Source organism: Micromonospora sp. NPDC006431 (genome assembly GCF_042870725.1).
Lineage (GTDB): Bacteria > Actinomycetota > Actinomycetes > Mycobacteriales > Micromonosporaceae > Micromonospora.
Genome location: NZ_JBIAHQ010000023.1, coordinates 31,896 through 51,954 on the forward strand (window position 1 = coordinate 31,896; position 20,059 = coordinate 51,954).

20 protein-coding genes are annotated in these 20,059 nt (G+C 72.9%); 1 reads left to right on the forward strand and 19 read right to left on the reverse strand.

The window, feature by feature from the left end; translation table 11 throughout:
* Positions 1 to 84 precede the first annotated feature (84 nt).
* The 12 genes from coaBC to pyrR all read right to left on the reverse strand — a co-directional run bounded on the left by coaBC (position 85) and on the right by pyrR (position 13,579).
* Complete coding sequence (coaBC, locus tag ACFYM6_RS29220; protein ID WP_387280662.1) at positions 85 to 1,293, reverse strand: bifunctional phosphopantothenoylcysteine decarboxylase/phosphopantothenate--cysteine ligase CoaBC; 1,209 nt, start codon at positions 1,291 to 1,293, stop codon at positions 85 to 87.
* Between the two features lie 15 nt (positions 1,294 to 1,308).
* Positions 1,309 to 1,575 carry a DNA-directed RNA polymerase subunit omega gene (gene rpoZ / locus ACFYM6_RS29225; RefSeq protein ID WP_013285517.1) on the reverse strand — a complete coding sequence of 89 codons (267 nt, stop codon included), beginning with the start codon at positions 1,573 to 1,575 and terminating at the stop codon, positions 1,309 to 1,311.
* Between the two features lie 46 nt (positions 1,576 to 1,621).
* Complete coding sequence (locus tag ACFYM6_RS29230) at positions 1,622 to 2,155, reverse strand: guanylate kinase (protein WP_387280664.1); 534 nt, start codon at positions 2,153 to 2,155, stop codon at positions 1,622 to 1,624.
* A gap of 26 nt (positions 2,156 to 2,181) precedes the next feature.
* Positions 2,182 to 2,499, reverse strand: a complete 318-nt coding sequence (mihF, locus tag ACFYM6_RS29235; RefSeq protein ID WP_357442661.1) for an integration host factor, actinobacterial type — start codon at positions 2,497 to 2,499, stop codon at positions 2,182 to 2,184.
* A gap of 179 nt (positions 2,500 to 2,678) precedes the next feature.
* Positions 2,679 to 3,515 carry an orotidine-5'-phosphate decarboxylase gene (gene pyrF / locus ACFYM6_RS29240; protein WP_387280667.1) on the reverse strand — a complete coding sequence of 279 codons (837 nt, stop codon included), beginning with the start codon at positions 3,513 to 3,515 and terminating at the stop codon, positions 2,679 to 2,681.
* A gap of 194 nt (positions 3,516 to 3,709) precedes the next feature.
* Positions 3,710 to 4,984 (reverse strand): adenosylmethionine--8-amino-7-oxononanoate transaminase, encoded by a 1,275-nt coding sequence (locus ACFYM6_RS29245; protein WP_387280668.1) that lies wholly within the window; start codon positions 4,982 to 4,984, stop codon positions 3,710 to 3,712.
* Positions 4,985 to 5,057: 73 nt separating this feature from the next.
* Positions 5,058 to 6,095: a quinone-dependent dihydroorotate dehydrogenase gene (locus tag ACFYM6_RS29250; RefSeq protein WP_387280670.1), complete on the reverse strand. Its 1,038-nt coding sequence runs from the start codon at positions 6,093 to 6,095 to the stop codon at positions 5,058 to 5,060.
* A gap of 103 nt (positions 6,096 to 6,198) precedes the next feature.
* Complete coding sequence (gene carB, locus ACFYM6_RS29255; RefSeq protein WP_387280672.1) at positions 6,199 to 9,609, reverse strand: carbamoyl-phosphate synthase large subunit; 3,411 nt, start codon at positions 9,607 to 9,609, stop codon at positions 6,199 to 6,201.
* The gene (gene carA, locus ACFYM6_RS29260) at positions 9,602 to 10,747 is read right to left on the reverse strand and encodes a glutamine-hydrolyzing carbamoyl-phosphate synthase small subunit (RefSeq protein WP_387280674.1); all 1,146 of its coding nucleotides are present in this window, start codon (positions 10,745 to 10,747) and stop codon (positions 9,602 to 9,604) included. Before carA ends, carB begins: the two co-directional genes overlap by 8 nt.
* Entirely contained in the window at positions 10,744 to 12,075 is a 1,332-nt protein-coding gene (locus ACFYM6_RS29265; RefSeq protein WP_357442649.1) for a dihydroorotase, read from the reverse strand. The genes carA and ACFYM6_RS29265 overlap by 4 nt, the downstream gene beginning before the upstream one ends.
* Positions 12,072 to 12,998 (reverse strand): aspartate carbamoyltransferase catalytic subunit, encoded by a 927-nt coding sequence (locus ACFYM6_RS29270; RefSeq protein WP_357442647.1) that lies wholly within the window; start codon positions 12,996 to 12,998, stop codon positions 12,072 to 12,074. The genes ACFYM6_RS29265 and ACFYM6_RS29270 overlap by 4 nt, the downstream gene beginning before the upstream one ends.
* Positions 12,995 to 13,579: a bifunctional pyr operon transcriptional regulator/uracil phosphoribosyltransferase PyrR gene (pyrR, locus tag ACFYM6_RS29275; RefSeq protein ID WP_387280677.1), complete on the reverse strand. Its 585-nt coding sequence runs from the start codon at positions 13,577 to 13,579 to the stop codon at positions 12,995 to 12,997. Before pyrR ends, ACFYM6_RS29270 begins: the two co-directional genes overlap by 4 nt.
* A 283-nt stretch (positions 13,580 to 13,862) precedes the next feature.
* On the opposite strand from pyrR, the gene ACFYM6_RS29280 reads away from it, so the two are divergent.
* The gene (locus ACFYM6_RS29280) at positions 13,863 to 14,351 is read left to right on the forward strand and encodes a transcriptional regulator (RefSeq protein WP_013285505.1); all 489 of its coding nucleotides are present in this window, start codon (positions 13,863 to 13,865) and stop codon (positions 14,349 to 14,351) included.
* A gap of 72 nt (positions 14,352 to 14,423) precedes the next feature.
* Here ACFYM6_RS29280 and nusB read toward each other — a convergent pair whose 3' ends face one another.
* From nusB to ACFYM6_RS29315, 7 genes are all read right to left on the reverse strand, one after another.
* On the reverse strand, positions 14,424 to 14,834 hold the full coding sequence (gene nusB / locus ACFYM6_RS29285; protein WP_357442783.1) for a transcription antitermination factor NusB: 411 nt from the start codon (positions 14,832 to 14,834) through the stop codon (positions 14,424 to 14,426).
* 23 nt (positions 14,835 to 14,857) lie between these two features.
* Positions 14,858 to 15,415, reverse strand: a complete 558-nt coding sequence (efp, locus tag ACFYM6_RS29290) for an elongation factor P (RefSeq protein WP_123239785.1) — start codon at positions 15,413 to 15,415, stop codon at positions 14,858 to 14,860.
* A gap of 466 nt (positions 15,416 to 15,881) precedes the next feature.
* On the reverse strand, positions 15,882 to 16,322 hold the full coding sequence (gene aroQ / locus ACFYM6_RS29295; RefSeq protein WP_387280678.1) for a type II 3-dehydroquinate dehydratase: 441 nt from the start codon (positions 16,320 to 16,322) through the stop codon (positions 15,882 to 15,884).
* Positions 16,319 to 17,398 carry a 3-dehydroquinate synthase gene (gene aroB / locus ACFYM6_RS29300; protein ID WP_387280679.1) on the reverse strand — a complete coding sequence of 360 codons (1,080 nt, stop codon included), beginning with the start codon at positions 17,396 to 17,398 and terminating at the stop codon, positions 16,319 to 16,321. Before aroB ends, aroQ begins: the two co-directional genes overlap by 4 nt.
* A complete protein-coding gene (locus ACFYM6_RS29305) occupies positions 17,395 to 17,916 on the reverse strand; it encodes a shikimate kinase (protein WP_387280737.1) in 522 nt (173 codons plus the stop codon). The genes aroB and ACFYM6_RS29305 overlap by 4 nt, the downstream gene beginning before the upstream one ends.
* The gene (aroC, locus tag ACFYM6_RS29310; RefSeq protein ID WP_387280681.1) at positions 17,916 to 19,094 is read right to left on the reverse strand and encodes a chorismate synthase; all 1,179 of its coding nucleotides are present in this window, start codon (positions 19,092 to 19,094) and stop codon (positions 17,916 to 17,918) included. Before aroC ends, ACFYM6_RS29305 begins: the two co-directional genes overlap by 1 nt.
* A gap of 68 nt (positions 19,095 to 19,162) precedes the next feature.
* Complete coding sequence (locus tag ACFYM6_RS29315; RefSeq protein WP_387280683.1) at positions 19,163 to 20,056, reverse strand: sulfotransferase domain-containing protein; 894 nt, start codon at positions 20,054 to 20,056, stop codon at positions 19,163 to 19,165.
* Positions 20,057 to 20,059 lie beyond the last annotated feature (3 nt).

Here is a 20,059-nt window from a genome sequence, read left to right on the forward strand (position 1 = left end):
TGAAAACTCTTTGAAAAGGTCGCTCGGCGGCAGTTTAATCACCTGTCTCCCAGGGTGACCCCTGGAATGCGCGGTGACCAACCGTCAGGATTGCTCAATCAGCCGGGCGACCACGAGGTCCCAGACCGCGTCGGCCAGCTCCTCCTTGGGCTGCTCGGGCAGCCGGTGCACCGCACCGTCCGCCCCGATCACCGTGGCGGCGTTGGTCTCGGCGCCGAAGACCTTGTCCACGCCCACCTCGTTGATGACGATCAGGTCGGCCCGCTTGCGGGCGAGCTTGGCCCGGCCGTTCGCCTCGGCGTCGCCGGTCTCGGCGGCGAAGACGACCAGCACCTGCTCCGGCCGGCGACGCCGGCCCAGCTCCGCCGCGATGTCCGGGTTGGTGACCAGCTCGATGGTGGGGGCGCTGCCGTCGTCCGCCTTCTTGATCTTTCCGGGCGCGTAGCTCGCCGGCCGGAAGTCGGCGGGGGCGGCGGCCATCACCACGGCGTCCGCGTCCGCGGCCGCCTCGAGGGTGGCCTTGCGCAGCTCCTCGGTGGTGCCGACCCGGACCAGGTCCACGCCGGCCGGCTCGGCGAGCGTGACGTTGGCGGAGACCAGGGTGACCCGGGCGCCCCGGGCGACGGCGGCGCGGGCGAACGCGTAGCCCTGCTTGCCGGAGGAGCGGTTGCCGAGGAAGCGGACCGGGTCGAGCGGCTCGCGGGTGCCGCCGGCGGTGACCACCACGTGCCGGCCGGCCAGGTCGGCCGGGGCGGCGACGCCCCGGGCGAGGGCCCGCCGGGCGACCGCGAAAATCTCCGCCGGGTCGGGCAGCCGGCCCTTGCCGGTGTCCTTGCCGGTCAGCCGGCCGACCGCCGGCTCGATCACCCGCACGCCCCGCGACCGCAGGGTCGCCACGTTGGCGACGGTGGCCGGGTGCTCCCACATCTCGGTGTGCATGGCCGGGGCGAGCACCACCGGGCAGCGGGCGGTCAGCAGGGTGTTGGTGAGCAGGTCGTCGGCGAGCCCGTGGGCGGCCTTGGCGAGCAGGTCGGCGGTGGCGGGAGCCACCACGACCAGATCGGCGTGCTGGCCGAGGCGCACGTGCGGCACCTCGTGCACGTCCGACCAGACGTCGTCGGCGACCGGCTGGCCGGAGAGCGCGGCCCAGGTCGGCGCCCCGACGAACCGGAGCGCCGACGCGGTCGGCACGACGCGGACCCGGTGACCCGACTCGGTGAAGAGCCGGAGCAGCTCACACGCCTTGTAGGCGGCGATGCCGCCGCCGACCCCGAGGACGATCTCGGCGGACATCGACGCGGGCGGGTGCTACGGCTGGTCGGTCGGCTCGGCGGTGAGCAGACCCGCGTTGATCTCGCGCATGGCGATGGAGAGCGGCTTCTCCTGGGGGGTGGTCTCCACGAGCGGGCCGACGTACTCCAGCAGGCCCTCACCGAGCTGGCTGTAGTAGGCGTTGACCTGGCGCGCGCGCTTGGCGGCGAAGATCACCAGCGCGTACTTCGAGGTCGTCTTCTCGAGGAGCTCGTCGATCGGCGGGTTGGTGATGCCCTCGGGGTTGGTGGCGATGGATCCCACGAATAAACCTCTGCGTCTTGATGCACCGCCCGGAGGCGGTGGCCTCTCAACCGCTCGGGCGCGGTTGGGCCGGAGCCAGGAAGGAAGAACCGAGCAAGCCTACCAGCTCGTCCACCGCACGCTCGGTCCGGTCGTGCGCCACGGCGTGTGTGAGGGCGGCGGCCACGGCCGGGTCCGGCCGGTGTCCGGGCGGGGCGAGGAGCACCAGCTGCGGGTCCGGCACGGCGGCCCGGACGGCGAGCGCACCGGGCAGGTCCAGCGGGAGCAGCACCGGCCGGCCCTCGGCGAGCCGGGACCGGACACCCTCCCGCGGCACGCCCCGCCGGTACGGCCCGATCCGGCTCCACTCCAGCAGCTCGTCCGCGGCGATCATCCGGTCGAACCCGGCGGGGTCGAGGAAGAGCCGGTCGACGCCGTCCACCTCACCGGGGCACGGGGCACGGGTGGTGGCGACCACCGGCACCCACACCAACGGAAAGCGCGCCCGGACCTGCTCGACGACACTGCACCGCCCGGCCCCCGAAGGTCCGGTCAGGACAGTGAGCCGAGCCGCCGGGCGCGCCTCGTCATCCGTGCTCATCGCTTGTTTCTACACGCCTACGGCGTTCAGTTGGCGGCGAACTCTCCAAGCAGAGCCTTGCGCTGCTGCTCGCCGAGGCCGCGCAGGCGGCGGCTGTCGGCGATCTTGAGCTTCTCCATGATCTGGGTGGCCCGGATCTTGCCGATGCCCGGCATCGCCTGGAGGACGGCCGACACCTTCAGCTTGCCGACGACGTCGTCAGCCTCGGCCTGCTCGAGGACGGTGGCGAGGCTGGTCTTGCCCTGCTTGAGGTCCTCCTTCAGCTTCGCACGGGCCTTGCGGATCTCCGCGGCCTTCTCCAGCGCGGCAGCGCGCTGCTCGGGGGTCAGTGACGGGAGCGGCACCAGTTCTCCTCAGGTCCCTAGCGCGACGGGCGGAGCGCACCGTCGCTTCTGTGAAACGTGGTGTCGCTGGCAACCAAAGGGGTCCGTGGTTCCCAGCGCGGGGAAAACTAGCGGGCAACGGAGTTTTCGGCAACGTGGGCGCGCGAAGATCAACGCAAAGTGACCGAGCCGTCAGTCAGTCATGAGGTGGCGAGGGTCGTCCGGCACTCCGCCAGCACCCGCTCGGCGGCGGCCCGCAGGGCGGCCACCTCGGGCCCGGCGTGCAGCACCTCGCGGGAGTACGACGGCAGCACCGACGGCAGGCTGGACCCGAACACGGTGCGCAGGTCGGCCGCCGTGGCACCCTGCGCGCCGAGCCCCGGGGCGAGCAGCGGACCGTGCACGGCGGAGAGGTCGTGACCGGTGTCCCCGATGGTCGCGCCGACCACCAGACCGAGGCTGCCGAGCGGCTCGGCACCCCGGTTGAGCTGGGAAATCTCGTCGATCACCGTCTGCGCCACGGTGCGCCCGTCGGCCGCGACAGCCCGCTGCACGGCGGCACCCTCGGGATTCGAGGTGAGCGCCAGGACGAAGACGCCGCCACCGTGCGCGGCGGCGAGCTCGAACATCGGCGCGAGTGACCCCACCCCCAGGTACGGGCTCGCCGTGACCGCATCGACATACATCGGGCTGGATGGATCGAGGTACGCCGCGGCGTACGCGCTGACCGTTGAACCGATGTCGCCCCGCTTGACGTCGAGGAGAACGAGCGCGCCCGCCTCCCGCAACTGTCGGATAGTTGACTCAAGCACGGCGATCCCGCGGGACCCGAAACGCTCGAAGAAGGCCGACTGGGGCTTAACCACCGCGACCCGGTCACCGATCGCCTCCACCACCGTCCGGCTGAACCGGTCGAGGCCCACGACGTCGTCAGACAGCCCCCAGCGGGCCAGCAGCCCGGGGTGCGGGTCAATACCCACGCAGAGCGGTCCCCGCTCGGCCACGGCCCGGTACAGGCGGGCGCCGAAGGTCTCCATCGCGTCTCTCCCTCTCCGTCGCGCGGCGTCGCGCCGCGGCGTGCGTCGATGTCATCCTGTCGCCGCCCGTTCCCGGGTCGGCCGTCCGTGCTGTGCGCCGCCGCCGCGCCGCCCACGCGTGCCGTCGAGGGCCGCCGCCGAGGTGTGCCGGCGCGTGTCCCTGGCGGGCCGCCGGGGGCGGCCAGCGGGCCGGCTCAGCCCGCCTTGACCGCCGCCTCGATGCCGGCCACGATCCGCGCCACGTCCGCGTCGTCGGTGACGTACGGCGGCATGGTGTAGACGAGGTCCCGGAACGGCCGCAGCCACACGCCCTGCGCCACCGCGGCGGCGGTCGCCCGGGGGAGGTCCACCTCGTGGTCGAGCTGGACCACGCCGATCGCGCCGAGCACCCGGACGTCGGCCACGCCCGGGGCGTCGCGCAGCGGCGCCAGGCCGGCCCGTAGCCCGGCGGAGATCCGCGCCACCTGCCCGGCCCAGTCCCCGGCCGCCAGCAGGCCCAGGGAGGCGTTGGCGACCGCGCAGGCGAGCGGGTTGCCCATGAAGGTCGGACCGTGCGCCAGCACCCCGTCGGCCGAGATGCCGTGGGCCACCTCGGGAGTGCAGAGCGCGGCGGCCAGGGTGAGGTAGCCGCCGGTGAGCGCCTTACCGACGCAGAGCACGTCCGGAGCGACCCCGGCGTGCTCGGCGGCGAACATCGTCCCGGTCCGGCCGAAGCCGGTGGCGATCTCGTCGAAGACCAGCAGGATGCCGTGCGCCCGGGTCACCTCGCGCAGCACCCGCAGGTAGTGCGGGTGGTGGAAGCGCATCCCGCCGGCCCCCTGCACCACCGGCTCCACGATCACCGCGGCCAGCTCGTCGACGTGCCGTTCCACCGCGTCCACCAGGGCCGCCTCGTACGCCGGGTCGGGCGGGGTGTCGAAGCCGCCCGGCGGCACCGGCGCGAAGACCTGCCGGGGCAGCACGTCCCCCCAGAGGTGGTGCATGCCGCCCTCCGGGTCGCAGACGCTCATCGGGTGGAACGTGTCGCCGTGGTAGCCGCCCCGCCAGGTGCCCAGCCGGCGGCGCTGCGGCCGCCCGGTGGCCCGCTGGTACTGGAGGCACATCTTCACCGCCACCTCCACGCTGACCGAGCCGGAATCGGCCAGGAAGACGTGCTCCAGGCCGTCCGGGGCCAGCTCGACCAGAGCCCGCGCGAGGCGTACCGCGGGCTCGTGGGTGAGGCCGCCGAACATCACGTGGCTCATCCGGCCGAGCTGGTCGGTGACGGCCGCGTCCAGCACCGGGTGCCGGTAGCCGTGGATCGCCGCCCACCAGGACGACATCCCGTCCACCAGCTCCCGGCCGTCGGCCAGCCGCAGCCGTACGCCCCGGGCGCTCTCCACCACGTAGGGCGGGCTGGCCGGCGGCAGCGCCGCGTACGGGTGCCAGACGTGCCTGCGGTCGGTGGCGAGGATCTCCTCGGGCGTCATCGGGCTCTCCTTCGTCTCCTCGCGGCCGGGCCGCGCGCCGGGCCCGGCGCAGCTTCCCCGCCCGGCCCTCGCCTCACCGGTGGCCGGCCGGCACCGTCGCCGGCCCGGCTGCCCGGGCGACCGACCGGACCAGGGCCGGCCCCCGGTAGATGAAACCGGTGTAGAGCTGGACCAGGCTCGCGCCGGCGTCGAACATCCGGGTCGCGTCGTCCGGGTCGAGGATGCCGCCGACCCCGATCACCGGCAGCCGGCCGCCGGTCTCCCGGTGCACGAAGGCGACCACCTCGCGGGCCCGCGCGGCCAGTGGCCGGCCGGACAGGCCGCCGGTCTCCGCACCCCGCGTCCGGTCGGCCGGGGCGAGCCCGTCGCGGGCCAGGGTGGTGTTGGTGGCGATCACCCCGGCCGCGCCCCGCTCGAGACAGACCTCCAGCAACTCGGCGACGGCCGGCTCGGTCAGGTCGGGGGCGATCTTCACCAGCACCGGCTTCTCCCCCACCAGCGCCGCCAGCAACGCGTCCAGGTGGAACCGGTCCTGCAGGGACCGCAGGCCGGGGGTGTTCGGCGAGGACACGTTGACCGCGAAGTAGTCGCCGTGCTCCCGCAGCGCCCGGTAGGACGCCAGGTAGTCCTCGACCGCCTCGTCCAGCGGGGTCACCTTGGACTTCCCGAGCGAGATCCCCAGGGGTACGCCGATCGGGCGCGGCAGCGCCGCCAGCCGGGCCGCGAGGGCCTCCGCGCCAGCGTTGTTGAAGCCCATCCGGTTGACCACGGCCTCGCTGTCCCGCAGCCGGAACAGCCGGGGCCGGGGGTTGCCCGGCTGGGCGTGCGCGGTGACGGTGCCGACCTCGACGAAGCCGAAGCCGAGCGCCGGCCAGGCCGGCAAGGCGATCCCGTTCTTGTCCATTCCGGCCGCCAGCCCGACCGGGTTCGGGAAGTCCACTCCGAACACGTTGCGCGGCGCGGACCGGAGGTAGCGGGCGCGCAGCGCCGCCAGCACGGCCGGCCGCCGCGACACCGAGGCCAGCCGGTCCAACGTCCACTCGTGCGCCCGCTCGGCGTCCCCACCCCCGATCCGGAACAACTGCGGCCGCACCACCCGCTCGAAGATCACCCCGCGCCTCCCCGGCCCCGGGCCCCGTCGATCATGAGGTTGACGGCGATGTCGATCTCCTCGACCGCCGCCAACCTCATGATCACCGCGATGTTGCCGGCGGTCACTGGGCGGCTCGCAGGGTGGCGTGGAGGTCCTGCAGGGGGCGGACGCGCATGTCGCCCCGGATGCGGGCCTCGATGCCCATGACCGCGGCCGCGGCGCCGGGGACCGTGGTGATGCAGGGGATGTCCGCGGTCACCGCGGCGCTGCGGATCTCGTACCCGTCGGAGCGGGCGCTCGCGCCCGAGCCCTGCGGGGTGTTCACCACCAGAGCCACGTCGCCGCCGAGGATCAGCGACACCGCGTCCTCGCCCGCACCGGCCTCGAAATGCTTGCGGATCTGCTCGCAGGCGATCCCGTGCCGGCGCAGCACCTCGGCGGTGCCGGTGGTGGCGACGATCTCGAAGCCCAGGTCGGCCAGGCGCTTGATCGGGAAGACCATCGCGCGCTTGTCCCGGTTCGCCACCGAGACGAAGATCTTGCCGGCGGTCGGCAGCGACCCGTACGCGGCGGACTGCGACTTGGCGAAGGCGTGCCCGAAGTTGGTGTCGATGCCCATCACCTCGCCGGTGGACTTCATCTCCGGGCCGAGCAGCACGTCGATCCCCTTGCCGGCCGGCGTACGGAACCGCTTGAACGGCAGCACCGCCTCCTTGACCGCGATCGGGGCGTCGGCCGGCATGGTGCCGCCGTCCCCGGTCGGCGGGAGCATCCCCTCGGCGCGCAGCTCGGCGATGGTGGCGCCGAGCGCGATCCGGGCCGCCGCCTTGGCCAGCGGCACCGCGGTCGCCTTGGAGACGAACGGGACCGTCCGGGACGCCCGCGGATTCGCCTCCAGCACGTAGAGCATGTCGCCCTGCAGGGCGTACTGGACGTTCAGCAGGCCGCGCACGCCGACCCCGCGGGCGATCGCCTCGGTGTAGCGGCGTACCTGGGCCAGGTGCGAGCCGGCCAGGGTGATCGGCGGCAGCGCGCAGGACGAGTCGCCGGAGTGGATGCCGGCCTCCTCGATGTGCTCCATCACGCCGCCCAGGTAGACCTCGCCGTCGGCGTCGCAGAGCGCGTCCACGTCGATCTCGATGGCGTCGTCGAGGAAGCGGTCCACCAGCACCGGGTGGTCGGGCGAGATGTCGGTGGCCCGACCAATGTAGTCGCGCAGGGTGGCGTCGTCGTAGACGATCTCCATGCCCCGCCCGCCCAGCACGTACGACGGGCGGACCAGCACCGGGTACCCGATCTCGTCGGCGATCGCCTTCGCCTCGTCGTAGGAGGTGGCCATGCCGTGCGCCGGAGCGCGCAGCCCGGCCCGGGCCAGCACCGCGCCGAACGCACCCCGCTCCTCGGCCAGGTGGATCGACTCCGGCGAGGTGCCGACCACCGGGACCCCGGCGTTCTTGAGCCGCCGGGCCAGACCGAGCGGGGTCTGCCCGCCGAGCTGCACGATCACGCCGACCACGCCCGGGCCGCCGGCCGCCCGGCCGGAGGAGTCCTCGGCGTGCCAGACCTCCAGGACGTCCTCGAAGGTCAGCGGCTCGAAGTAGAGCCGGTCGGCGGTGTCGTAGTCGGTGGAGACGGTCTCCGGGTTGCAGTTGACCATCACGGTCTCGTAGCCGGCGGAACCGGACGCGGGGGCGGTGCCGATGGGCGCGCTGCGCAGCGCCTGGACGGCGTGCACGCAGGAGTAGTCGAACTCGATGCCCTGCCCGATCCGGTTCGGCCCGGAGCCCAGGATGATCACCTTGGGCCGGTCCGAGGGCGCGACCTCGGTCTCCTGGTCGTACGTCGAGTAGTGGTAGGGCGTGGTCGCCTCGAACTCGGCGGCGCAGGTGTCGACCGTCTTGTAGACCGGACGTACCCCCAGCCGGTGGCGCAGGGCCCGGACGCCGTCCTCGCCGGCCAGCTCGGGGCGGAGCGCGGCGAGCTGCCGGTCGGACAGCCCGGCCCGCTTGGCCCGGCGCAGCAGGTCGGCGTCGAGCACCGGCGTGTCGACGATCTCGGCGCGCAGCTCGACCAGCGCCGCGATCTGGTCCAGGAACCAGGGGTCGATCCCGCCGGACGCCTCGGCGACCTCCGCGATCGAGGCGCCGAGCCGCAGCGCCCGCTCCACCGTGTAGAGCCGGCCGTCGTGCGGCATGCGCAGCGCGGCGAGGGTGCTCTCCCGGGTCGCGTCGGCCGGGTCGGCGCCCGTCGCGGCAGCGACGACCTCATCCGGAACAGTCCAGAATCCGGCTGCTTTTGTCTCCATCGAGCGCATGGCCTTGTTCAGCGCCTCGGTGAAGTTGCGGCCGAGGCTCATCGCCTCGCCGACCGACTTCATCGTGGTGGTCAGCTCCTGGTCCGCGCCGGGGAACTTCTCGAACGCGAACCGGGGGATCTTCACCACCACGTAGTCCAGCGTCGGCTCGAACGCCGCCGGGGTCTTCAGGGTGATGTCGTTGGGGATCTCGTCCAGGGTGTAGCCGATGGCCAGCTTCGCCGCGATCTTGGCGATCGGGAAGCCGGTGGCCTTCGAGGCCAGGGCCGAGGAGCGGGACACCCGGGGGTTCATCTCGATCACGACGATCCGGCCGTCGGCCGGGTTCACCGCGAACTGGATGTTGCAGCCGCCGGTGTCCACCCCGACCTCGCGCAGCACCGCGATGCCGAGGTCGCGCAGCCGCTGGTACTCCCGGTCGGTCAGGGTCATCGCCGGGGCGACGGTGACGCTGTCGCCGGTGTGCACACCCATCGGGTCGAGGTTCTCGATCGAGCAGACCACCACCACGTTGTCGTGGCGGTCGCGCATCAGCTCGAGCTCGTACTCCTTCCAGCCGAGCACGCTCTCCTCGATGAGCACCTCGTGCACCGGGCTGGCGGCCAGGCCGGCCCCGGCGATCCGCCGCAGGTCCTCGTCCGTGTGGGCCATGCCGGAGCCGAGGCCGCCCATGGTGAACGACGGCCGGATCACCACCGGCAGGCCCAGCTCGACGACGGTCTCCTCGACCTCGGCCATCGAGTGGCAGACCCGGGAACGGGGCACCAGCGAGGACGGGTCGTCGAGGCCGATCCGGACGCCGGCCTTGGCGACGATGTCCTTGAACAGCTGCCGGTCCTCACCGCGCCGGATCGCCTCGATGTCGGCACCGATCAGCTCGACGCCGTACTTCTCCAGGACCCCGGCCTCGTGCAGGGCGACCGCGGTGTTCAGCGCGGTCTGGCCGCCCAGGGTGGGCAGCAGCGCGTCGGGACGCTCCTTGGCGATGACCAGCTCGACGAACTCCGGGGTGATCGGCTCGACGTACGTGGCGTCGGCGAACTCGGGATCCGTCATGATCGTCGCCGGGTTGGAGTTGACCAGGCTGACCCGGATCCCCTCGCTGCGCAGCACCCGGCAGGCCTGGGTGCCGGAGTAGTCGAACTCGCAGGCCTGCCCGATCACGATCGGCCCGGAGCCGATCACCAGGACGTGCTTGAGGTCGGTCCGCTTAGGCATTCTTTCCGCCTTCGATGAGCTCGGCGAAGCGGTCGAAGAGGTAGTCCGCGTCGTGCGGGCCGGCCGCCGCCTCCGGGTGGTACTGAACGGTGAAGGCGGGCACATCCTTGGCCCGCAGCCCCTCGACCACGTTGTCATTGAGGCAGACGTGCGACACCTGGACGCCCCCGAACGCGGTGTCGATCACCTGGTCGGGGACCACCGCCCCGGCCTGCGCACCAGGCACCTCCACGGCGAAGCCGTGGTTGTGGCTGGTCACCTCGACCTTGCCGGTGGCCCGGTCGAGCACCGGCTGGTTGATGCCGCGGTGCCCGTAGCCCAGCTTGTAGGTGCCGAAGCCGAGTGCCCGACCCAGGATCTGGCTGCCGAAGCAGATGCCGAAGAGCGGGATCCGCCTGGTCAGCACCTCCCGGGCCAGCGCCACCGGACCGTCGGCGGTGGCCGGGTCGCCCGGGCCCGGCGAGAAGAACACCGCGTCCGCCCCGGTGGCGAGCAGGTCCTCGATGCTGGCGGTGGCGGGCAGCACGTGGGTGGTCACCCCGCGCGCCGCCAGCCGGCGGGGCACGTTGCGCTTGATGCCCAGGTCCAGCGCGGCGACGGTGAACCGGTGCGGGCCCCGCGCCTCGACCACGTACGGCTCGACGGTGGTCACCTCGGCGGAAAGGTCCGCGCCGACCATCTGCGGCGACCGGCGGACCCGGTCGAGGAGGGCGGCCGGGTCGTCGTCGACGCTGGAGATGCCCACCCGCATGGCGCCCCGCTCGCGCAGGTGCCGGGTGAGCGCCCGGGTGTCCACGCCGCTGATGCCGACCACGCCCTCGGCGGCGAGCCGGTCCTCCAGGCCGCCGGTGGCCCGCCAGTTGGAGCCGATCCGGGCCGGGTCCCGCACCACGTACCCGGCGACCCAGATCCGGCCGGACTCGTCGTCCTCATCGTTGACGCCGGTGTTACCGATGTGCGGCGCGGTCTGCACCACCACCTGCCGGTGGTAGGAGGGGTCGGTCAGGGTCTCCTGGTAGCCGGTCATGCCGGTGTTGAAGACCGCCTCACCGAAGGTCTCCCCGACGCTGCCGTACGCCTCGCCGTGGAAGGTGCGCCCGTCCTCGAGGACGAGGATCGCGGGCCTGCGCTTGGTCACTTGACTGCCTTTCCGTCCAGGACCGTCGGCTCGCCGCGCAGGAAGGTCGCCACGATGCGACCTGGCAGCGTCATGCGGGCGTACGGGGTGTTGCGACTGCGACTGGCCAGCTCCGCCGGTTCGATGACGCGGCGGACGGCCGGGTCGACCAGGGTCAGGTTGGCCGGCACGCCGGGGGCGGGGTCGAGGCCGTGCCCGTCCAGCCCGGCGATCCGGGCCGGGGCGCGGGACATCCGCTCGGCGATCAGGTCCCACTGCGGGCCGACCACGTCGAGGGCGATCGACAGCGCCGTCTCCAGGCCGAGCATGCCCGGCCGGGCGTACGCCCACTCGCACTCCTTGTCCTCCACCGCGTGCGGGGCGTGGTCGGTGGCGATGATGTCGATCACGCCCTCGGCCAGCGCGGCCCGCAGCGCGGCGACGTCGGCCGCGGTCCGCAGCGGCGGGTTGACCTTGTAGACCGGGTCGTAGGGAGCCACTGGGCTCCAGTTGTTCGCGAGTGCGGGGCTCGCAAGCTCACTCCGCCCGCTCACGACCTCGTCGGTGAGCAGCAGGTGGTGCGGGGTCACCTCGGCGGTCACCTTCACCCCACGCGCCTTGGCGTGCCGCAGCACCTCCACGCTGCCGGCCGTGGAGACGTGGCAGACGTGCAGCCGGCTGCCGACGTGCTCGGCCAGCAGCACGTCCCGGGCGATGATCGCCTCCTCGGCGACCGCCGGCCAGCCGGTCAGCCCGAGCCGGGTGGAGACCTCACCCTCGTGCATCTGCGCGCCCTCGGTGAGCCGCGGCTCCTCGGCGTGCTGGGCGATCACCCCGTCGAACGCCTTGACGTACTCCAGGGCCCGGCGCATCAGCTTCGGGTCGGCGACGCAGTGCCCGTCGTCGGAGAAGATCCGCACCCGGGCCGCCGAGTCGGCCATCGCGCCCAGCTCGGCCAGGCGCTCGCCGGCCAGGCCGACGGTGACCGCGCCGATCGGCTGCACGTCGACCAGCCCGGCCTCCCGGCCGAGCCGCCACACCTGCTCGACCACACCGGCCGTGTCGGCGACGGGCGAGGTGTTGGCCATCGCGCAGACCGCGGTGTAGCCGCCGAGGGCCGCGGCCCGGGACCCGGACTCGACGGTCTCGGCGTCCTCCCGGCCGGGCTCGCGCAGGTGGGTGTGCAGGTCGACCAGGCCGGGCAGGGCGACCAGGCCGGTGGCGTCGACCACCGTGGCGTCCGGGGCGGTCAGCCCCGCGCCGGTCTCCGCCACGACGCCGTCGCGGATCAGCAGGTCGGTCGGCGCGCCGCCGACCACACTCACGTTCCGGATCAGGTACGCGGTCACCGGTTGTTCCCTCCGAGCAGCAGGTAGAGGACGGCCATCCGCACGGAGACCCCGTTGGCGACCTGTTCGACGATGGTGGAGCGGGGTGAGTCGGCGACCTCGGGCGTGATCTCCATGCCCCGGTTCATCGGACCGGGGTGCATGACGATCGCGTGCTCGGGCAGCCGGCGCAGGCGCGGCCCGTCGAGCCCGTAACGGCGGGCGTACTCGCGGGCCGAGGGGAAGTAGGAGTCGTTCATCCGCTCCCGCTGCACCCGCAGCATCATCACCACGTCCACACCGGGTAGAACGGCGTCGAGGTCGTAGGAGACGTCGGTGCCCGGCGCGAGTGCCGGCGAGATGTCGACCGGGATGAGGGTGGGCGGGCCGACCAGGGTGACCTTGGCGCCGAGGGTGGAGAGCAGCAGCACGTTGGAGCGGGCCACCCGGGAGTGCAGCACGTCACCGACGATCGCCACGTGCAGGCCGGCGAGCCGGCCCAGCCGGGCGCGCATCGTGTACGCGTCGAGCAGCGCCTGGGTGGGATGCTCGTGGGTGCCGTCGCCGGCGTTGACCACCGACCCGTCCACCCAGTTCGCCAGCCGGTGCGGGGCGCCGGAGGCCGGGTGCCGGACGACCACCGCGTCGGCCCCCATGGCCTGCAGGGTGAGGGCGGTGTCCTTCAGGCTCTCGCCCTTGGTGACGCTGGAACCCTTCGCGGAAAAGTTGATCACATCGGCGCTGAGCCGCTTGGCGGCCGCCTCGAACGAGATCCGGGTCCGGGTGGAGTCCTCGTAGAAGAGGTTCACCACGGTCCGGCCGCGCAGCGCGGGCAGCTTCTTGACCTCGCGGCCGGCGACGGTGGCCATCTCGGCCGCGGTGTCCAGGATCTGGGTGGCGGTGGCCGCGTCCAGGTCGCCGCCGGAGAGCAGGTGCCTGATCATGACGGGCTACCCCCGTAGAGCTTGACCTCGTCGGCGCCGTCGGTCTCGGCGAGGGTGACCTTGACGCTCTCGGCGAGCGCGGTCGGGATGTTCTTGCCGACGTAGTCGGCCCGGATCGGTAGTTGCCGGTGGCCGCGGTCGACCAGGACGGCGAGCTGCACGGATGCCGGGCGACCGACGTCGCTCAGCGCGTCGAGGGCGGCCCGCACGGTACGGCCGGAGAAGAGCACGTCGTCGACGAGGATCACCCGCCTGCCGTCGATCCCGCCCGGGGGCAGGTCGGTCGGGCCGACCGCGCGGGTGGCATGCCGGCGCAGGTCGTCGCGGTAGAGCGTGATGTCGAGCACGCCGACCGGGACGGTCACGTCCTCGAAGGTGCTGATCCGGGCGGCGAGGCGCCTCGCCAGCGGGACGCCACGGGTGGGAATGCCGAGCAGCACGGTCTCGGCGGCGCCCTGGGTCTTCTCCAGGATCTGGTGGGCGATGCGGTCGACCACCCGCGACACGTCGGCGGCGGTGAGGATGACCTTCACCGAGGGTTGTCGTGGCGGCGACGTGCGGGCAGCCGGTGGGTAGGCCACGGCGGACCTCCTTCCCCGCCTCACGGGACGGGTCGTTAAAGGATGTCTGGTCTTCCGGCGGGCCGCAGGCGGCCCGGACCGGGGCTTCACGCCACGTTACCAGCGGTCACCGGGCCGACCGTCGGCGGTACTGACCCCCGGGTCAGGCCGGCGAAACCGGGACAAGTCCCCCGCCTGCCCCAACGGTAACGTCACGAGCACTTGACCCGGTGTCCCAATCCCCGTACCGTCACGCTCCGTAGCGATAGCTGGGAGAACCCCGAGCAGCACTGGGAGTGTCCGAATGCCCTCTGAATACGCCAAGTCGCTGGGCGCCCGCCTGCGCTCCATCCGCCAGCAGCAGGGCCTGTCCCTGCAGGGGGTGGAGGAGAAGTCGAACGGGCGGTGGAAGGCTGTGGTGGTCGGCTCGTACGAGCGTGGCGACCGGGCCGTCACCGTGTCCCGCCTGGCGGAGCTGGCCGACTTCTACCGCGTTCCCGTCTCGGAGCTGCTGCCCGACGGCAGCGGGGTGCGCCACGAACCCACCAGCAAGATCGTCCTGGACCTGGAGCGGCTCTACGACGAGGCCTCCGAGGACCTCGCGTATGTCGCCCGGTACGCCCGCGCCATCCAGCAGCAGCGCGGCGACTACAACGGCCGGGTGCTCTCCATCCGCGCCGACGACCTGCGGGCCCTCGCGATCGTCTACGACGCCTCGCCGTCGGGTCTGATCGAGCGGCTCACCGAGCACGGCGTGCTGGTCGCCGACCCGCGCGCGTTCTTCGCGTCCTGACCCGCTGTCACCACGACGAGGGCCCGTGCCGGACGGCACGGGCCCTCTCGTCGTCGGTGGTGACGCCGCCGGTCAGCGGGTGGCGTACTCGGCGATCCGGCCGAGGATGCCGTTGAGGAAGCGCGGCGAGTCGTCGGTCGACATCTGCCGGGCCAGCTCAACGGCCTCGCTGATCGCCACCGCGTCGTCGATCTCGTCGACGTAGAGCAGCTCGTAGACCGCGATCCGGGCCAGGTTACGGTCGACCACCGGCATCCGGTCGAGCGTCCAGCCCTCGGCGTAGCTGGCGATCAGCTCGTCGATCCGGTCGAGGTGCGCCGCGACGCCCTCGACCAGGCCCACCGCGTAGCCCAGGTGCTCGGGGCGCGGCTTCTCGATCCGCTCGAGGTACCCGGCCAGCACCTCGACCGGCGGACGGTCCCGCAGGTCGGCCTCGAAGAGCACGTCCAGCGCCCGCTTGCGCGCCTTGCGGCGCGCCGGCATCTGCTGCTTGGGAGCCTCGGCCATCAGGCGCGGCCGAGGTAACGGCCGTCGCGGGTGTCGACCTTGATCTTCTCGCCGGTGGTGATGAAGAGCGGCACCTGGACGGTCGCGCCGGTCTCGACGGTGGCCGGCTTGTTGCCGCCGGTCGACCGGTCGCCCTGCAGACCCGGCTCGGTGTAGGTGACCTCGAGCACGACCGAGGTCGGCAGCTCGATGTACAGCGGCACACCCTCGTGGGTGGCGACGGTCGCCTCGGCCTCGGGGAGGAGGTAGTTGGCGGCCTCGCCGACGGTGCCGCCGGGGACGGTGATCTGGTCGAACGTCTCCAGGTCCATGAAGACGTAGTCCTCGCCGTCGGCGTACAGGTACTGCATGGTGCGCTTGTCGACGGTGGCGGTGTCGACCTTGGTGCCCGCGTTGAAGGTCTTGTCGACCACCTTGCCGGACAGCACGTTCTTCAGCGTGGTACGCACGAACGCACCGCCCTTACCGGGCTTGACGTGCTGGAACTCGACGACGGCCCACAGCTCGCCGTCCAGGTTGAGTACCAGGCCGTTCTTGAGGTCGTTGGTGGTGGCCATTTCCTGCCTTGATCATCAATTGGCGGACAGACCTCAGAAGTCTACTAGCTGTGTCGAACCGGGTCCGCCGCGCTGCGCGCGGGGCCGGCCGGGTGCCCGCCCGGCGGCCGGCCGAACGTGCCGAACATCACCCAGAGCGACAGTCGCGTCCACCGGAGGCGCCGACCACACCCGCCTTTGCTCTGCAGCCATCGGCGCAACACACACGCTCCGTTACGAGCCCGGGCGACGATCCGGGCGGGACCGGAGCCTGTCGTTGCAGCTCAACCGAGTGATGCGTGGATGGCTGCAGAGCGGCGACCACCGCACCGGTGCGACAGACCCGGGCAACGGAACGTGACGAAGATGACGAACACGGAGAGCCGCTGCCGGCGGCGCGGGCGCGGGGCCGATCGTGCTCGGGGCGGGCGGACCGCGCGGACGGGCGCGCCGGCGCGGGCGGCAGGGGGCGAGCCGCCGGGACGGGTCAGGCGTCGCCGGCCAGCCGGGCGGCCAGGTGGCGCAGAGCGAGCCGGTAGCCGTCCACGCCCAGGCCGCAGATCACCCCGGTCGCCACCGCGGAGACCACCGAGTGGTGCCGGAACTCCTCGCGGGCGTGGATGTTGGAGATGTGCACCTCGACCAGGGGGCCGCGGAGCATGGCGCAGGCGTCCCGGACCGCGATGGAGTAGTGCGACCAGGCGGCCGGGTTGAGCACCACCGCCGCCCCCTCGTCGGCCGCCGCGTGCAGCCAGCCCAGCAGCTCGTGCTCGGCGTCGGTCTGCCGGACGACCACGTCCAGCCCCAGCTCCCGGCCGGTGTCCACGCACAGGGCCACCAGGTCGGGGTAGCTGGTGACGCCGTACACGTCGACCTGACGGGTGCCGAGCCGCCCCAGGTTCGGCCCGTTGAGCACGTACACCCTCATGAGCTGATCTCCCGGTAGGCGGCGTGCAGCAGCTCGTCGTCCGGACCCTCCAGGATCGCCGGGCGGGCCGGCCCGTCCAGCACCACGAAGCGCAGCGTGTTCCCGCGGGCCTTCTTGTCCACCCGCATGGTGGCCAGCAGGCGCTGCCAGGCGTCGGCCCGGTAGCTGGTGGGCAGGCCGAGCAGGCCCAGCACCGCGCGGTGCCGCTCGGCGGTGGCCGGGTCCAGCCGGCCGGCGAGCCGGGCCAGGGTGGCCGCGTAGACCAGGCCCACCGCGACGGCGTGACCGTGCCGCCAGCGGTAGCCCTCGACCTTCTCGATCGCGTGGGCCAGGGTGTGCCCATAGTTGAGCACCTCGCGTACCCCGGACTCGCGCAGGTCCCCGGAGACCACGTCGGCCTTGACCCGGATCGCCCGTTCGATCAGCTCACGGGCCACCGGTCCGGCCGGGTCGACGGCGGCGGCCGGATCCCGCTCGACCAGGTCGAGGATCACCGGGTCGGCGATGAAACCACACTTGACCACCTCGGCCATCCCGGCGGCCAGGTCGACCGGGGGCAGGGTGTCCAGGGCTGCCAGATCGCAGATCACCCCGGCGGGCGGATGGAAGGCCCCGACCAGATTCTTGCCGGCCGCGGTGTTGATCCCGGTCTTGCCGCCCACCGCCGCGTCGACCATGCCCAGCAGCGAGGTCGCCACGGGCACCCAGCGCACCCCGCGCAGCCAGCAGGCCGCCACGAAACCGGCCAGGTCGGTGACGGCGCCGCCGCCCACCCCCACCACGGCGTCGGTACGGGTGAAGCCAGCCTCGCCGAGCCGGTCCCAGCAGGCGGCGGCCACGTCGATGTGCTTGCCCGCCTCGGCGTCCGGCACCTCGATCAGCAGCGGCGCGACACCGGCCGCCCGTACCTGTTCCGCGATCCCCTCGGCCAGGCCCTTCAACGCCGGCGCGTGCAGGAAGGCCACCCGTTCCGCGCCGGGCAGCAGCCGTGGCGGCGGGGTGAGCAGGTCACGACCCACGAGCACCTCGTACGGCCGCTCGCCGCCGACCGGGATCCGCGTCACCTCGTCCGTCATCGCGCCGCCCGCCCGTCGGCCGTGAGCAGGGCGGCGAGTTCGACGGCGAGCTCCTCCGGGGTACGCCCGTCGGTGACCACGGTGGCGGTCGCCACCTCGGTGTAGAGCGGCCGGCGCTGCTCCATCAGGTGCTTCAGGGTGGCCCGGGGGTTGAGCGCCAGCAGTGGCCGGCCGGCACCCAGGCCGACCCGCTTCACCGCGTCGGGCAGCTCCACCGACAGGTGCACGACGGTGTGCCCGATCAGCGCGGCGCGGTTCTCCTCGGCGAGGACCGCGCCCCCGCCGAGGGCGAGCACCCCGGGGTGCGACGCCAGCGCCGCCGCCACCGCCGCCCGTTCGAGGGTACGGAAGTGGTCCTCCCCCTCGTCGACGAAGATCTCCGGGATCGGCTTGCCGGCGAGCTGCTCGATGTCGGTGTCGGTGTCCCGGAACGCCACGCCGAGCGCGGCGGCGAGCGCCAGCCCCACCGTGGTCTTGCCGGACCCGGGCGCCCCGACCAGCACGCAGACCGGCCGGATCACCGGATCACCAGGGCGTCGAGGTAGCCAGCCAGGTTGCGGCGCATCTCGGCGACCGAGTCGCCGCCGAACTTCTCCACCGCGGCCTCGGCGAGCACCAGGGCCACCATCGCCTCGGCCACCACCGCCGCAGCCGGCACCGCGCAGACGTCGGAGCGCTGGTTGATCGCGGTGGCCGGCTCCCCGGTGGCGACGTCGACCGTGGACAGGGCCCGGTTCAGCGAGGAGATCGGCTTCATCGCGGCCTTCACCCGCAGCGGTTCACCGGTGGTGATGCCGCCCTCCAGGCCGCCGGCCCGGTCGGTCACCCGGCGTACCCCGGCGGCCGTGGGCAGGATCTCGTCGTGCGCCTCCGAGCCGCGCGAGCGGGCCTGCTGCCAGCCGTCGCCGATCTCCACGCCCTTGATGGCCTGGATGGACATCAGCGCGGTGGCCAGCCGGGCGTCGAGCTTCCGGTCCCACTGCACGTGGCTGCCCAGGCCCGGCGGCACCCCGTACGCGAGCACCTCGACCACGCCGCCCAGGGTGTCGGCGTCCTTCTTCGCGGCGTCGACCTCGGCGACCATCCGGGCGCTGGCCTCCGGATCGAGGCAGCGCAGCGGGTCGGCGTCGATCCGCGCGGCATCCTCCGGGGCCGGACGCAGGCCGGGCTTCACAGCGACCGGGCCGAGCTCCACCACGTGGGAGACGATCTCCACGCCGAGCGCCTGCTTCACCAGCGCCTTGGCGACCGTACCCACGGCGACCCGGGCGGCGGTCTCCCGGGCGCTGGCCCGCTCCAGGATCGGCCGGGCGTCGACGTGGCCGTACTTCTGCATCCCGGCCAGGTCGGCGTGGCCCGGGCGGGGACGGGTGAGCGGGGCGTTACGGGCCTGCCCGGCCAGCTCCACCGGGTCCACCGGGTCGGCGGCCATCACCGTGCGCCATTTCGGCCACTCGGAGTTGCCGACCCGGATCGCCACCGGGCTGCCCAGCGTCACGCCGTGCCGCAGGCCGCCGATGATCTCGACCTCGTCCTGCTCGAACGACATCCGGGCACCCCGGCCATAGCCGAGCCGGCGGCGGGCCAGCTCACCGGAGATCTCCGCGGTGGTCAGCTCGACGCCGGCGGGCACCCCGTCCAGCATCGCGACGAGGGCGGGTCCGTGCGATTCACCTGCAGTCAGCCAGCGCAACACAGCGGCCAGTCTGTCACGCCCGGTGTCCGCCCCGATGCTCCGCCCACCGCGTCCCGCCCTGCGGACCGTCAGCGTTCCCAGTCGAAGGTCAGGCCCAGGCGGTCGGCGAGGGCCTCGTTGTACGGCGCGTAGTACCGGGTCAGTTCGTCGCGCACCGCCGCGTCCATGGCGCTGCTGCGCCGGTCGTTGAACACCTGGTACCGGTCGAGCTGGTACGGCGGCAGCCCGAGGAAGTCCAGCACCCGCGCGTACGCCGCGGCCGGCTCCCGGTAGAACGTCTCGCTGGGCAGGATGAGCAACTGCTCCCGGTCGAACCGGTCCAGCCACGGCTCCAGGTGCTCCAGGTACCGGCCCCGGGCCCGATAGCTGTACCAGTCGTAGGCGTTGCTGACGTACGTCGGGTCGGCGATCAGCTTCTCCCGCTCCCCCGCCGTGCGCTCCTCCTCGGCCGCGAGGGCCTCGGCGAAGCCGAGCGGCTCCACGCCCTCGGTGCGCCGCTCCTTCCAGTGCGAGTACGCCCGCTCCACCGGGTCACGCAGGAGCACGATAAGCTTCACCGCCGGGATCAGCTCGGCCACCCGGGCCGGAGCGAGGGGGTGGAACATGTACAGCGGCGCGGCCTCCCCCACCCGGGTCGGCCCGCCGTGCCGGCGTTCCAGGGCCCGTCGCTGCCGCTCGGTCGGGAAGTGCGAGCGGTACCAGGCCTCGCCCCTGGAGTAGGTGTCCTCGAAGTAGTGCGAGGTCTTGGTGTTCCACGCCGGGAAGAGGCGTGGCACCAGGGGGTGCTCCAGCAGGTACCGCCAGAGCGACGTCGTCCCGCCGCGCTTGGTGCCGATGACCAGGAAGTCCGGCAGCGGCCTCCGGTCGCTGGTCCGTTCCCCGTAGCGCACCAGCGAGCTGCGCACCCCGCTCAGCACCGGGGCGGGCACCAGCGTCTTCACCCGGTCCCGCAGCGTCGTCATCCT